The 12,780-nt window shown below is 35.5% G+C and carries 18 protein-coding genes; all 18 read left to right on the top strand.

Going from position 1 to position 12,780, the window contains the following annotated elements; translation table 11 throughout:
* The first annotated feature begins 8 nt into the window (after positions 1–8).
* Complete coding sequence (locus tag HMPREF9225_RS07980; RefSeq protein ID WP_008902431.1) at positions 9–212, top strand: hypothetical protein; 204 nt, start codon at positions 9–11, stop codon at positions 210–212.
* A gap of 3 nt (positions 213–215) precedes the next feature.
* On the top strand, positions 216–617 hold the full coding sequence (locus HMPREF9225_RS07975) for a hypothetical protein (RefSeq protein ID WP_008902430.1): 402 nt from the start codon (positions 216–218) through the stop codon (positions 615–617).
* A gap of 220 nt (positions 618–837) precedes the next feature.
* Complete coding sequence (locus tag HMPREF9225_RS07970; protein WP_040551443.1) at positions 838–1,266, top strand: terminase small subunit; 429 nt, start codon at positions 838–840, stop codon at positions 1,264–1,266.
* A gap of 71 nt (positions 1,267–1,337) precedes the next feature.
* Positions 1,338–2,504, top strand: coding sequence for a PBSX family phage terminase large subunit (locus HMPREF9225_RS07965; protein ID WP_008902428.1), 1,167 nt, complete (start codon positions 1,338–1,340; stop codon positions 2,502–2,504).
* A gap of 11 nt (positions 2,505–2,515) precedes the next feature.
* Positions 2,516–3,925, top strand: coding sequence for a phage portal protein (locus tag HMPREF9225_RS07960; protein WP_008902427.1), 1,410 nt, complete (start codon positions 2,516–2,518; stop codon positions 3,923–3,925).
* Positions 3,882–6,398, top strand: a complete 2,517-nt coding sequence (locus HMPREF9225_RS07955) for a minor capsid protein (RefSeq protein ID WP_008902426.1) — start codon at positions 3,882–3,884, stop codon at positions 6,396–6,398. Before HMPREF9225_RS07960 ends, HMPREF9225_RS07955 begins: the two co-directional genes overlap by 44 nt.
* Before the next feature lies 1 nt (position 6,399).
* On the top strand, positions 6,400–6,570 hold the full coding sequence (locus tag HMPREF9225_RS07950; RefSeq protein WP_008902425.1) for a hypothetical protein: 171 nt from the start codon (positions 6,400–6,402) through the stop codon (positions 6,568–6,570).
* Between the two features lie 264 nt (positions 6,571–6,834).
* Positions 6,835–7,377, top strand: a complete 543-nt coding sequence (locus HMPREF9225_RS07945; protein WP_008902424.1) for a phage scaffolding protein — start codon at positions 6,835–6,837, stop codon at positions 7,375–7,377.
* Positions 7,378–7,389: 12 nt separating this feature from the next.
* A complete protein-coding gene (locus HMPREF9225_RS07940; protein WP_008902423.1) occupies positions 7,390–8,307 on the top strand; it encodes a hypothetical protein in 918 nt (305 codons plus the stop codon).
* Positions 8,308–8,318: 11 nt separating this feature from the next.
* Complete coding sequence (locus tag HMPREF9225_RS07935; RefSeq protein ID WP_008902422.1) at positions 8,319–8,564, top strand: hypothetical protein; 246 nt, start codon at positions 8,319–8,321, stop codon at positions 8,562–8,564.
* 8 nt (positions 8,565–8,572) lie between these two features.
* Positions 8,573–8,998, top strand: coding sequence for a hypothetical protein (locus HMPREF9225_RS07930; protein ID WP_008902421.1), 426 nt, complete (start codon positions 8,573–8,575; stop codon positions 8,996–8,998).
* On the top strand, positions 8,977–9,348 hold the full coding sequence (locus HMPREF9225_RS07925; protein ID WP_008902420.1) for a hypothetical protein: 372 nt from the start codon (positions 8,977–8,979) through the stop codon (positions 9,346–9,348). Before HMPREF9225_RS07930 ends, HMPREF9225_RS07925 begins: the two co-directional genes overlap by 22 nt.
* 1 nt (position 9,349) lies before the next feature.
* A complete protein-coding gene (locus HMPREF9225_RS07920) occupies positions 9,350–9,739 on the top strand; it encodes an HK97 gp10 family phage protein (RefSeq protein ID WP_008902419.1) in 390 nt (129 codons plus the stop codon).
* Positions 9,736–10,209: a phage tail terminator family protein gene (locus HMPREF9225_RS07915; RefSeq protein ID WP_008902418.1), complete on the top strand. Its 474-nt coding sequence runs from the start codon at positions 9,736–9,738 to the stop codon at positions 10,207–10,209. Before HMPREF9225_RS07920 ends, HMPREF9225_RS07915 begins: the two co-directional genes overlap by 4 nt.
* Positions 10,210–10,221: 12 nt before the next feature.
* Positions 10,222–10,395 carry a hypothetical protein gene (locus HMPREF9225_RS10360; protein WP_008902417.1) on the top strand — a complete coding sequence of 58 codons (174 nt, stop codon included), beginning with the start codon at positions 10,222–10,224 and terminating at the stop codon, positions 10,393–10,395.
* Positions 10,395–11,735 carry a phage tail sheath subtilisin-like domain-containing protein gene (locus HMPREF9225_RS07910; protein WP_008902416.1) on the top strand — a complete coding sequence of 447 codons (1,341 nt, stop codon included), beginning with the start codon at positions 10,395–10,397 and terminating at the stop codon, positions 11,733–11,735. The genes HMPREF9225_RS10360 and HMPREF9225_RS07910 overlap by 1 nt, the downstream gene beginning before the upstream one ends.
* A gap of 52 nt (positions 11,736–11,787) precedes the next feature.
* Positions 11,788–12,270, top strand: coding sequence for a phage tail tube protein (locus tag HMPREF9225_RS07905; RefSeq protein ID WP_040551441.1), 483 nt, complete (start codon positions 11,788–11,790; stop codon positions 12,268–12,270).
* Positions 12,270–12,677 (top strand): phage tail assembly chaperone, encoded by a 408-nt coding sequence (locus HMPREF9225_RS07900; protein ID WP_008902414.1) that lies wholly within the window; start codon positions 12,270–12,272, stop codon positions 12,675–12,677. Before HMPREF9225_RS07905 ends, HMPREF9225_RS07900 begins: the two co-directional genes overlap by 1 nt.
* Positions 12,678–12,780: the final 103 nt, after the last annotated feature.

The following is a 12,780-nucleotide window of genomic DNA, read 5'->3' as shown; positions in this document are numbered from 1 at the left end:
AAGCAAAAATGCTAACAATTGCTAATGGATTTGGTGAAATGAGAAATTTAGAAGAAGTATGCAGAGATTGCGACTATAGAGAAGTTGGCTGCCATAGTAAGTGCCGAAGATATAAAAACTATAAGATGATGATAGGGGCTATCCGAAAGAAAAGAGATAAAGAAAAAGAGTACTTTGACTATCTAAGAGAGAGGAAGCTGTATAAGGAGTAGAGAGTGAATAGGGAAAAACTTATGCAATATTTAGTATTAAGAAAAGAGATTGACGACCTCAGCGAAAAAATTAAAAAGGCAAAAGATACTACAGTTACTGACATAGTAAAAGCCTCAAATCCCGAATTTCCTTATCAGGAGATTCACAAAGAGATTCAAGGGCTCTCTTATTCGAAACATAAAAAAAAGCTCTATAAAGTACTTAAAAGTAGACTTATAAAAGCTAAAAAAGCAAAGGTGGAGATAGAGGAGTATATCAGCAGCATAGATGATAGCTACGTGAGGTATATCTTTGAAAAGAGGTACATAGACGGCTATAGCTGGCAGAAGATAAGTAGAGAGCTTGGAAGTCCTCACGAAAGTTACGCTCGAAAGATACATGATAGATATTTAAATTTAAAATAATTATGTCATTTTTAATTTTGGGCGATTTGGGCGAAATTTCTATGCTAATATATAAATTGAAGTAGTAAAACTTTTTTTCCTTCTTATACATCTTATGAAAGAGCAGCCGAGGGCTGCTTTTTTAATGGTTACTCATATTTTGAGGGGGCAGTGCTACAAGTCAAGATATTGCACACAGGGGCGGGATAATAGACTTGTTTATTTTAAAAGGGGTGATGGTATGGCTTTGACAATTAAACAGAAACAGGTTGCCGACGACTATATTATCACAGGCAACAAAACAGAAAGTTACTTAAAATTTTATAAAAATGTTAAAAACAGAGAGACGGCAAGAGCAAATTCATGCCGTCTTTTTGCTACTCAGGACATGAAAGACTATATCGAAGAGCGAATGAAAGAGCTTGACGAAGAACTTATAGCTGACCAAAGAGAAGTACTTAGATATTTAACATCAGTAGTTAGAGGGCAAGAAACTCAACAAACACTTATAGGAGTTGGAAAATGTGCTCAAAAGATTACAAATATTGAGCTCAATGCTTCAGATAAAATTAAAGCTGCAGAGCTTATAGGAAAAAGGTTTGGTATGTGGACCGATAAAGTAGAACTCGAATCAAATGATAAAGTGGTGATCATCGATGACACAGATTAAGTTATCCACAGTCTTCACTGAAAGTTTTATCCCTGTGCATAAAGAAATTAAAAAAAGTAAATTTTTAAAGTATGTACTCAAGGGGGGGTAGAGCCTCAGGGAAATCATCTTTTATAGCCCAAGAAATAATCCTAGATATTATTAAATATCCGATCACTGTTTTATGCGTGAGGAAGGTAGGAAATACACTTCAGGAATCATGTTACGAGCAGATTAAAGAAGCTATTGACCAATTAAACTTAGGTGAATACTTTAAACTCAATATAAGTCCTCTGAAGATTACATACACTCCAAGAGGAAATTCAATCATATTTAGAGGGGCAGATGATCCTGCGAAGATTAAATCCATTAAAATGGCTAAGTATCCTATAGCTAGGCTATGGATTGAGGAGCTTGCAGAATTTAAGACTGAAGATGAAGTCTCTATGATTGAGAACTCTATCTTACGTGGAGAACTTGAAGATGGACTGGAATATAAGTTTTATTACACATACAATCCACCGAAAAGAAAGCAATCATGGGTCAATAAGAGGTACGAGACAACATTCTTAGCTGAGAATACTTTTGTACATCACTCAACATACTTAGATAATCCATATATCTCTCAAGCCTTTAAAAATGAAGCCGAGCATATAAAAAATACTAAACCTTTGAAATATCGGTGGGAATATCTTGGTGAGCCTATAGGTTCAGGTGTAGTGCCTTTTGATAATTTAGTATTCAGGGAGATATCTACAAAGGAACTTTTAAACTTTGACAATATAAGACAAGGCATTGACTGGGGTTATGCTAATGATCCTTTTGCCTTTATTAGGCTACATTATGACAAAACTAGAAGAAGGATCTACATCTTTGATGAACTATATAGAGTGAAGCTATCAAATAGAGAAGCGGCGGCAAAGATTAAAGCAAATGGTTGGAATGATTGTAAAATCATAGCCGACTCTGCAGAGCCGAAGTCAATCGACGAAATGTGGGAGTATGGATTAAAGATTTATGGTGCAAATAAGAGACCAGGGTCAGTCGAGTATGGAGAAAAGTGGCTAGATGACGTAGAAGAAATCATCATAGATCCGAAGAGATGCCCGAACACTGCTAAGGAATTTGAAAATATTGATTATGCAGTCGATAAAGACGGCAATCCGAAGAATAAACTGGAAGATAAAGACAATCACGCGATAGATGCCACAAGGTACAGCCTATCTGAAGATATGAGAGGCTCACTTATTGGCTTTTAGGAGGTGAACATTTGAATTTAGAAGAATTAAAAATTGACGATCTCACGAAATATGTCGAGATCAAAATATCAGAATTTGAAGAAAAGAAAATAAAGATGCAGGCAGGGATTGACTATTATCATTATAGACATGCAATAGACGAGAAAAAGAGAGCTATACTTGGTCAAAATGGAAAAATCATCTCCATGAGAAATTTACCGAACACGATAATCAAAGATAATCAGTATTCTAGATCCTTGGACCAAAAGAGAAACTATGTACTTTCAAGAAAGCCGAATATAAATTCAAAGAATAAAGAAGCGGTGAAGTACTTAGATGATTTTGTAGATAAGAGATTTATGAGAACTTTGAATAGAATTGCTATAGACTCATATAACACCTCTATAGGCTGGATGTACTTATCCACGGATGGTAAAGATATCAAGTATAAGAGACTGGATCCAATGACAGTGATCCCTGAATGGTCAGATGATAACCATGAGTCATTAGATGCAGTGATTAGAGTGGTAACAGAAACAGAATTTGAAAATGGCAAACTTGAAGTTAAAACTTATGTTTATCTTTATACTTTAAACTTTATAAAAGTCTTTGATTACAAAGACGGAAGACTCAAGTATTTAAAAGATGAACAATATCTCGAAAAAGACGGCACTATGTACAGCTATAAAAAGCTGCCTTTCGTATATTTTAAGCAGCCTAATGAGATCACTCTATTAGAAAGAGTTAGATGTCTACAAGATGCACTTAACCTGCTACTATCTAACTATGCTGACAACTTGTTTGAAAATCCTATGAACTCAATCCTTGTACTTAAGAACTATGAGGGTGAAGATTTGGCGGAATTTAGAGAAAAACTGGCACAGTATTCAGCAATTAAGGTCAGGACCGCTGATGGATCTCAAGGCGGTGTAGATACACTTGAAGTTACAGTCAATGCAGAAAACTACAAAGTTATTATAGAGCTAATTAAAAAAGCTATTGCTCACAATGCAAGATCCTTATACTTGGATAATGATAGAACTAGTAATGCTCCGAATACTTTAAACATCAAGGCAATGTACTCAGATATGGAACTGGATGCCAATGATTTAGAATTGGAGTTTGCGGCTTCTTTTGAATATTTATTCTCTTGGATATCTGAGATTATAAGTATTGATTTCTCTGATGTAAATGTAAACTTTAAGAGGTCAATCATGGTAAATGATGAGTCTACTATCGACATGATTAGAGATTCAGTAGGAATTATTTCTGAAGAGACTTTAATTGCTGAACATCCATTTGTAGAAAATGTAAATGAAGAGATGAAGAGAATAGAAAAAGAAAAGGAAAAGAGCCTTGAATACTTTGATGATTATAAAGATCTAGGCGGTGAAGGACATGACCACCAATTATTGGGATCAGAGAATAGAAAGATTAAATAGAGAAGTCTTCCGAGACTCTGAAAGTTATGTAAGAGAACTTAGAAAGATCTATGACACCGAGACGGAAAAGATTCAAGATAGTATCTATTCACAGCTTTTAAAACTTCAAGAAGAAGCTGGAGAAATCTCACTGGCAGAGGCTAAGAAGCTATTAAATGACAGAGAAAAGAAGATCTTCAAAGACAGTCTCGATGACTTTATTAAGAAAGCTACTGGGAAAATCAATGTTGACACTGAAAGAGAATTAAACATCATTTCAAGAAGAGTCAGGATCTCACGACTTCAAGCTATGGAAGTAGAGCTTAAAAAGACAGTAGCAGGACTTATGAGCCGTGAAGAAAAAGGACTCTTTGCACACTTAGGCGGTACCTACGAGAAAAGATACTATAAAGAACTCTACGAACTTCAAAGGATTACAGGCTATAAGTCGGTGCAATCAGTCAATAAAAGCGAGTTAAATACGCTTATAAAAAATCCATGGACTAGTGACGGACAAGAATTTTCAGAGAGAATCTGGGGTAGAGGTGAAAAGCTCACTACATCCCTAAGAGACAATTTAATCCGAGACATAGCTAGAGGAAATAGTCCAAAAGAATCAGCAAGAAATATTCAAAGGCTATTCGATGTATCAAAGGCTTCAGCTTCAAGGCTAGTCTTCACAGAAACTGCGGCGGTTAATGCTAAAGCTACTCAAGATTCCTATGAGAAGCTAGGAGTCAAGCAGTATCAGATACTAGCTACACTGGATTTAAAGACTAGTGACATATGTAGGAGCATGGACTCTAAAATCTTTGACTATAAAGACTACAGAATAGGTATCACTGCTCCACCATTCCATCCGAACTGTAGAAGCGATACAGTGCCATATTTTGGTGATGAATTTGAAAAAGAAATTGACCAAGGTATAGGAAGAATGGCAAGGGATCCAGAGAGTGGGGAAAGTGAACCTGTGGAAAACTTAACCTATGAAGATTGGCATAAAAAGTATGTAGAAGGGCTTCCGATTGATAGCGAAAAGAGTAACATTCCTAGTGAGACTGTAGAACCACCACAAAAATACACTAAGGCAGAAACTGACGATGCACTTGACTACTATGTATCTGGCGATGGTATGTGGATAAATAACTACCTTAGAGGACGATCTCCAGATATCGTATTTACTGAAGATGATAAAATTTATCTTGAGCGGCTAGACCAAGCAACTACATTACAAAATGTAAAAGAAAAAACACTATATAGATCTGTGGATGTATCCGCGATTATAGGAGATATAAGCGATTTCGATTATGATGATTTAAGAGGTGCTTATTTCTACGGAGATGATTCAAAGCGTGCTAAAGAGATTATGGAAAAGTATCTAAAAAACATACAAGGCAAAGAAATAGTAGACAAAGGGTTCCTTTCTACAACAAAAAGTAAAGATATAGCCTTGGAATTTCAAGGATTTACAGGAAGTTCAAAGTCTTGCGTAATAGAGTTTAATGTACCCGATGGAATTAAGGGTGTAGATTTAAAAGATTTTGATATTGCTGATTCAGAACAAAGAGAGGTACTGCTTGCGAGAGGTCAAAAGTTTGTAATCAAAGAAATGACTCAAGAACAAGGACAATTTTATTTTAAAGCTGATTTAATTCTCAATAATGGGTATAATGTAAACGAAGAAATTGAGCTTCCTAAACTTAAAAAAGTATTTAAAGAAGACGACTACAAAGAATTTAAAAAGATAATATCTGAAAACACAAATGAAGATATACAGAAACTTTATAAAAAGTATGGAGATGAAATTAATCACGTATATATATCTGACAAGGGATGTTATAATAGTGCAAGAAATGAGTTGTCAATAAGCATTAATAGTGAGGAAGAAGTTAAATCTGGAATAAATAAATTTTCGACTGTTGCTCATGAATATGGACACTCATTTGATCACAACGCAACATCTGACCTAACTCACACTGATCTTAAAAAAATTAGAGAAGTGATTCCTGAATCGTTAGCTCCTGCGAAAGACTTATTAAGTTCCTCTGATGAATTTATGCAAGCTATACGAGAAGATAAAGCGAATTTAAAATCAATAGGCTTTAAAAAACTGGTAGAAGAGTTGAGAGATGAAGAAGCCTCTAAAGGAATACAAGATGCAATTGATGGAATGTTTGAGGGCTCTAAATATAGAATTAGCTGGGGTCATGGCGAAAAATACTATAACAGAAAATATAACAAGATAAAATATTATGCAGATCTTTATGGAGAAGATTATGATAAAATATTAATGGATGCTTTTAAAGAGTTAGGGTACAAAATAAAAGCAAAAAAAGATATGAAGTCTTTAATCAGGGATTACGAAACTGCGAGTGAAGCATGGGCAAATATCATGAGTGCTGTTACCTGTGGTGGAAGCGAACTAGAATTTGCTGAAAAGTATTTGCCGAAGAGTTTAGAGGCTCTTCTAAAGATAATCAAAGGGGTGAATTAAAATGGCAGATGACTTAACTGCTTTAAGAACTAAATATTTAGAAAAATTTGATGATTATTTTCCAAACATAGGAATATCTAAAGAATATGAAAAAGAGATCATAGTAAACTGCCTATCAAAAGGAAAAGATGCGTATGAGCTAGGTTACTTTAATTTAGAAGATGATTACTAAAAAAGCACACTGACAGATGATGTTAGAGGTGCTTTTTTATTGTATGAAAAATTAAAAAAACACTAAAATTGCATTTAATCGTGAGAAAATCGTGAGTAAAAGTTAAAAAACGTTAAAATTACACAATTAATCGTGAGTTAATCGCGAGAACATGGATCTAAGGCGACTGTAAAAGTCGTCTTTTATATTGTCCCGAAATGACGTAAAACTTGGTCGGACAAGTCTATGAAAAAGACGTAAAAAATCGTAGTTTAGGAGGACGAAATGAAGAGAGAATTTTTAGAAAACTTAGGACTTGAAAAAGAAGTGATCGACAAGATCATGGACGAGAATGGCAAAGACATCAACGCTGAAAAAGCTAAAGCTACTGCGAAAGATGACGAAATCAAGGCTTTAAAAGAGCAGGTAGAATCAGCTAACAAGGAAATCAAATCATACAAAGACATGAACATTGAGGAAATCCAAAAATCTGTAGAAACTTGGAAAACTACTGCAAAAGAACATGAAAAAGCCTATCAAAATCTTAAAAATGATACAGCTTTAAAAGATGCAGTAAGAGCCTATGAATCAGTGGATGAAGATGTACTGCTTAAACTTCTTGATAAAGAGAGTCTTAAATTTTCTGACGATGGCATAACTGGACTTAAAGAGCAAATGGAATCACTAAAGGAATCTAAACCTTATTTATTTAAGGCTGAAGACAACAATCCTGAGGATCCAAGATTTAATGTTCACACACCGCCCGATAATAATGGCGGAGGAACAAGTCCAATGGCTGAAACAATATCAAATATTTTCAATGAATAAAGGAGATAGAAAATGACAATAAACACTATAGAATATGCAAAATTAATGATGAAGCAGCTTGATCAACATGCAGTGCATGGTTTGACTTCAGGCTGGATGGAAGCAAACGCAGGGCAAGTTATTTATAACGGTGGGGATGAAGTTAAAATCCCTACAATGTCAACTGTAGGACTAGCTAACTATGATAGAGATGCTGGATTTGTACAAGGCGGAGTTACTCTAAAATACGATACTTACAAAATGACTCAAGATAGAGGTAGAACATTTCAACTTGACTCAATGGATGTAGATGAATCTGGATTTGTGGCAACATCAGCAAACTTAATTAAAGTATTCCAAACTGAACAGGTTATACCTGAAATCGATGCGTATAGATACTCAAAGATAGCAGCAATTGCAAAGACAGCAGGACAAACTGAAGCTATTGCTTTAACCGCTGACAATGCACTAGACAAAATTAGAGAACATATAAGAGCAGTGCAAGATATAGTAGGAGAAGACGTACCTCTAGTACTTACAATGTCTTCTATAACTAGAGCTCTTATTGAAGGATCTACAAAGATTGGTAAGTCTATCAACGTAGCCGACTTCAAACAAGGTGCTTTAAACTTCAAAGTTAAAACGCTTGATGAATGCCCAATTAGAATTGCTCCATCTGCTAGACTTAAAACTCTTTACAATATTCAAGATGGTAAAACTGGCGGACAAGAAGCAGGCGGACTTAAGGCAGCGGCTGAAGCTAAGGACATCAACTGGATCATCACTCCTCAAAATGTACCAATAGGAATCAGTAAGACTGACAAGCTAAGAGTCTTCACACCTGACGTGAACCAAAAAGCGGATGCTTGGAAGATTGACTTCAGAAAGTATCACGATTTATGGATTAAGAAGCAAAAAGAAAATCAAATCTTCGTATGCACTAACGCTTAAGAGGTGATTTCATGAGATTATTACTAGATAACCTCTTTTATACCACTAATGATCCAAACAGGATTGAGGAGCTCCAAAGTCTTGGAGCCCTCGTAGTTAGTGGCGGCAAAGAGGAAGTAAAAGATGAATTAAAGATAGATGATAACTCAAATTTAAAGAATCTTAAAGTAGAAGAGCTTGAAAAGCTATGTGACGAAAAAGGCTTAGATAGAGGAAAAGCAAAGACAAAGGCTGAACTTATAGAGCTTTTAAAGTAGGTGATTTGATGTTTAAAGACTTAGTGCCTTTAGATCCTTTCTTTGCTTGTATATATGCCGATGACATACTTGAGAGCTTAAAAGAATCAGGATTTAAAGAGATTGACACTAGTATCAAAATCATAGCAGCTAGAGAAACTATGAGGCTGAAGAATTTCTGCAACATAGAATTGATACCGCCTAGGATCTACTATATCTTGTATGAGATGATAATAGCTGCATATTTAGATAGTATGTATAAAAGCGGTAAATTGCCTGATAAATTTAACTTTGATGGCATAGCTGGCAAAATTCAACTAGGAGATACTTCAGTAGAGCTATCAAGTGAACCTGGCATCAACGATATGAGCGAAAGAAAACTTCTATCTTGGCTATCTACAATCGAGGAATCCTGGAGAAAAGAGGCTATAACATGCAGAAAACTACAGTGGTAGAAGCCTATAGAAAGGCAATTGAATCTCTTTATACTGGTAAATGCTCAGTGACAGTCAGAGAGACTGCAAAAGACCAAGTGACCAAGGTATCAGGACTTAAAGAAGTGACTAAATTTGAAGATATACCTTGCAGGTTATCTTTTTCGAGTGGCAAAAACACTGATGAAGAATTTACCACATCAAGTGAGAGCACTTTTACTCTATTTGTAGCTCCTGAAATTGATATACCTTTAAACTCCAAGATAAAAGTTACTCAAAATAACTATGAATTTAATATTCAAAACACCAAGCTTAAGTCTTATGCTTCTCACAATGAGTACTTATGCGTAGAGTTCACGAGGTGGGCATAGTATGAGTATTAGGATTGACATGTCAAAGTTAGAAGACTTTGAAAAGTCTCTGGGAGAATTTAAAGACACTCTAGGCAATGTCATGGAAGAAGCAATCAAAGAGATAGCTTTAAGAGAGCTTAGATCCGTGAAGAAGTTGACACCTGTAGACACAGGGACTTTAAGAAGAAGTTGGTATGTGGGGGATATTAAGAGAAAAGGCTTAGAGGTAGAGGTCACCATATACAATAATACCAACTATGGAAATTATGTAGAATTTGGGCATAGAACAAGAGATCATAAAAAATGGGTGCCTGGAAAATTTATGCTGACTATATCAGAAAAACAGATTGAAAAAGAGATAGAAAAGATAGTGGATAGGCACTTAGAGGAGGCTTTTAAAGGACTATGATTCAACTACTAGATGCAGTGATTAAAAGAGTGGATGAGCTTTTCCCTTATACCAATATCTATATAAGAGATGTGCCTCAAGGACTAGTAGAGCCTTGCTTCTTCATAACCATAGTAAATACTGACGTGAAGGTGGACTTCATGAAGAGGTATAGAGTAGATAGTTTGGTCAATATAGTCTACTTAGATCAGAGAGCGGATGCCTTTTTGAAAGAAGAGATAGAACAAAAGCTACTCTATGGCACGAGAAATATAAGGCTTGAAAGTGGCGGTGTATATGGATTTGAACCTAACTCAAAAACTGGAGACACAGAGGTAAATTTCACTATAAACTATAGGTATCACACCAAGGAAGAAATTCCTAAGGATCCTTTTATGATGGTGGAAAATATCATACACTACACCGAAGAAAAACCTTATAGAAATGCTACTAAAAAGGTCAATCCTGGTATGTGGGAATTAAAGAAATAAACGGAGGTAAAAATGGCAGAAAAGAAGACTCAATCAGATAAGTACACTAAAGAAGCGATACTGAAATCTGAAAAATTGAGATGGAATAGAGATGTGCTATCAGTACTGCTAGAAAGTGGCAAAGAGTACACACTAGACGAGGTAGAAAAGATAGTACAAGATTTTAATAAAAGGGAGGTTAAATAATGGCATATGGTGCTTTAGGTGGGGGAACTTTTTTAACACAGAATAAAGTTTTACCTGGATCTTATATAAACTATATTTCAGTACCAAGGGCAACCAACTTCTTCTCAGATAGAGGCTATGCAACTATCGGACTAGAGCTAGATTGGGGTGCTACTGGTGAAATTATAACAATAGAGCCTGCAGAGCTTCAAAATGAGTCACTAGAGCTGTTAGGCTATGACTATGCTCATGAAAAGATGAAGCCTTTAAGAGATCTTATGCAGGGAGCAAAAACTTTATACCTTTATAGGCTAAATGACAATGGCGGCTCTGAAGCTAAGGCTACAATAGGTAGTCTAACAGCTACAGCTAAATATAAGGGTGTAAGAGGAAATGATATTCAAATTATCATCGAAAAAGACGTGGACGTGGATAAAGGCTACATCGTCACTACTAAATTTGGTAAAACTACAGTATGTGAGCAGCGTGCAACCAAAGGAAGCGACCTAAAGGACAATCCTGTGGTAGCATTTAATGCTTCAGATGAAGAACTTACTACAACTGCTGGGTTGAAACTTACTGGTGGTGAAAATGGTACTACTCTAGCTGAGTCACATTCAAGATACCTTGAAGAGATAGAAAAATACGACTTCAATGTAATTGGATATGCAGGGGTAGATCCTACAATCAAACTTCTATATAAGGAATTTATGAGAAGAATGAGAGAAGACGAAGGGGTTAAATTCCAACTAGTTGTATACAATATGGAAACAGCAAAGGCAAACCATAAAGGCTTAATTAATGTTAAGAACTCTGTAACCGATGTAGAAAATGAAGCCTCTGCAGTCTACTGGGTAACTGGTCAAGAAGCAGGCTGTCCTATAAATAGATCTTTGACCAATAAGCTATATGGCGGAGAATACAAAATTAATACAAAGTATAAGAAGAGAGAGGCTGAACAAGCTATTAAGAGCGGATACTTCTTCTTCTATGAAAGAAATAAGGAAGTAAGGGTACTTGAAGACATCAACTCTTTCACAGAATTTACTTTGTATCAAAATGTAGACTTCTCAAAGAACCAAGTCATAAGAGTCCTCGATCAAAGAGCAAAAGATATAGCTATAATTTTCAATAAGTACTACTTAGGTAAGGTGCAAAATAACGAAGATGGCAGAATTGGATTCTGGAATGAACTGGTAAAACATGCCGAAACATTATCCGATTTAGGAGCTATAGAAGATTATGACTCTAAAGACTCAACAGTGGAAAAAGGTCATGAAAAAGATACAATCATAGTCCATGACTACTTAATGCCTGTTATGGCTATGCAAAAACTTTATATGACAATTTTAGTTAGATAGAACTCAAAGGCAATCTTTAAGATTGTCTTTTTTAATTGAAAAGGAGAAAAAAATGGTGGATAAAAATCAAGCTATAATGCACGCAAGAGAACCGATACACGGTGCCGAAGGTGCAGCCTACGTCACTATTGAAGGTAGCAGATATTTACTTTTCCAACTTAAAGACTTTGAAGGAACTTGGGAAAAAGGAAAATCAGAGATCCCTAGACTAGGTACAAGAATTAAAGGAAATAGATCCAACACAGTAACTGGAAAATGGAGTGCAACTTGCTACTACAATACTGATATTTTCAGAAAGTTAATGATGACCTACGTCAAAGACCATAGAGATATTTATTTCGATGTACAAATCACTAACGACGATCCAAACTCAAACGCTGGTAGACACACTGTAATCTTCAGAGACTGTAATATCGATGGATCAGTGATGGCAAAGATCGATATAACTTCAGATACTTTGGAAGAAAAGCTATCAGGTACTTTCGAAGACTGCGATATGCCTGAAGAATTTAATATCTTAGAAGGGATGATTTAATGAGTTTAACAGCTTTTTTAAAAGAAAACGTGGCAAATGCCTACGAGGAAGTAGAGTTTATAGTATCAGATAGATTTAAAGATGAAGATGGGAATCCAATTGCATGGAAATTAAGGGCAATGTCTCCAGACAATGCCCTTTTGGCTACTGATAAGTCAACAATAGTAAAAGGCAAGAAAGGCGGCTTTAATACTAACATATACTTTAAAAGTGTAGTAGCTGAGAGTGTAGTTTACCCTAATTTAAGGGATAAAGAGCTCCAAGATTCATACGGAGTTATGGATCCTGGTCAACTTTTAAATAAAATGCTTAACTCAGCAGAATTTAACAGGCTTCTAGAAAAATGCTTGGATATAAACGGCTTAAACAAGAACTTTAACGATTTAAAAAATGAAGTAAAAAACTAATCAGGGAGGACTTAGAAACCTCCCTGGCATACTATGTTTTTGTTTGTAGTAAATTTCAAATAAGACCTGAGGAATTTATACAACTAGATGAAGCTACTCAAGC

The sequence above is a fragment of the Peptoniphilus duerdenii ATCC BAA-1640 genome (assembly GCF_000146345.1).
GTDB lineage: Bacteria > Bacillota > Clostridia > Tissierellales > Peptoniphilaceae > Peptoniphilus_B > Peptoniphilus_B duerdenii.
The sequence above is the reverse complement of the archived record's forward strand: the minus strand, read 5'-3'. Positions and strand labels throughout refer to the sequence as shown.

Bases quoted from the DNA above. Each gene is read 5' to 3' on its own strand.
- HMPREF9225_RS07980 (WP_008902431.1), top strand. From the start codon at position 9: ATGCTAACAATTGCTAATGGATTTGGTGAAATGAGAAATTTAGAAGAA.
- HMPREF9225_RS07970 (WP_040551443.1), top strand. From the start codon at position 838: ATGGCTTTGACAATTAAACAGAAACAGGTTGCCGACGACTATATTATC.
- HMPREF9225_RS07965 (WP_008902428.1), top strand. From the start codon at position 1,338: ATGTACTCAAGGGGGGGTAGAGCCTCAGGGAAATCATCTTTTATAGCC.
- HMPREF9225_RS07955 (WP_008902426.1), top strand. From the start codon at position 3,882: ATGACCACCAATTATTGGGATCAGAGAATAGAAAGATTAAATAGAGAA.
- HMPREF9225_RS07950 (WP_008902425.1), top strand. From the start codon at position 6,400: ATGGCAGATGACTTAACTGCTTTAAGAACTAAATATTTAGAAAAATTT.
- HMPREF9225_RS07945 (WP_008902424.1), top strand. From the start codon at position 6,835: ATGAAGAGAGAATTTTTAGAAAACTTAGGACTTGAAAAAGAAGTGATC.
- HMPREF9225_RS07940 (WP_008902423.1), top strand. From the start codon at position 7,390: ATGACAATAAACACTATAGAATATGCAAAATTAATGATGAAGCAGCTT.
- HMPREF9225_RS07935 (WP_008902422.1), top strand. From the start codon at position 8,319: ATGAGATTATTACTAGATAACCTCTTTTATACCACTAATGATCCAAAC.
- HMPREF9225_RS07930 (WP_008902421.1), top strand. From the start codon at position 8,573: ATGTTTAAAGACTTAGTGCCTTTAGATCCTTTCTTTGCTTGTATATAT.
- HMPREF9225_RS07925 (WP_008902420.1), top strand. From the start codon at position 8,977: ATGCAGAAAACTACAGTGGTAGAAGCCTATAGAAAGGCAATTGAATCT.
- HMPREF9225_RS07920 (WP_008902419.1), top strand. From the start codon at position 9,350: ATGAGTATTAGGATTGACATGTCAAAGTTAGAAGACTTTGAAAAGTCT.
- HMPREF9225_RS07915 (WP_008902418.1), top strand. From the start codon at position 9,736: ATGATTCAACTACTAGATGCAGTGATTAAAAGAGTGGATGAGCTTTTC.
- HMPREF9225_RS10360 (WP_008902417.1), top strand. From the start codon at position 10,222: ATGGCAGAAAAGAAGACTCAATCAGATAAGTACACTAAAGAAGCGATA.
- HMPREF9225_RS07910 (WP_008902416.1), top strand. From the start codon at position 10,395: ATGGCATATGGTGCTTTAGGTGGGGGAACTTTTTTAACACAGAATAAA.
- HMPREF9225_RS07905 (WP_040551441.1), top strand. From the start codon at position 11,788: ATGGTGGATAAAAATCAAGCTATAATGCACGCAAGAGAACCGATACAC.
- HMPREF9225_RS07900 (WP_008902414.1), top strand. From the start codon at position 12,270: ATGAGTTTAACAGCTTTTTTAAAAGAAAACGTGGCAAATGCCTACGAG.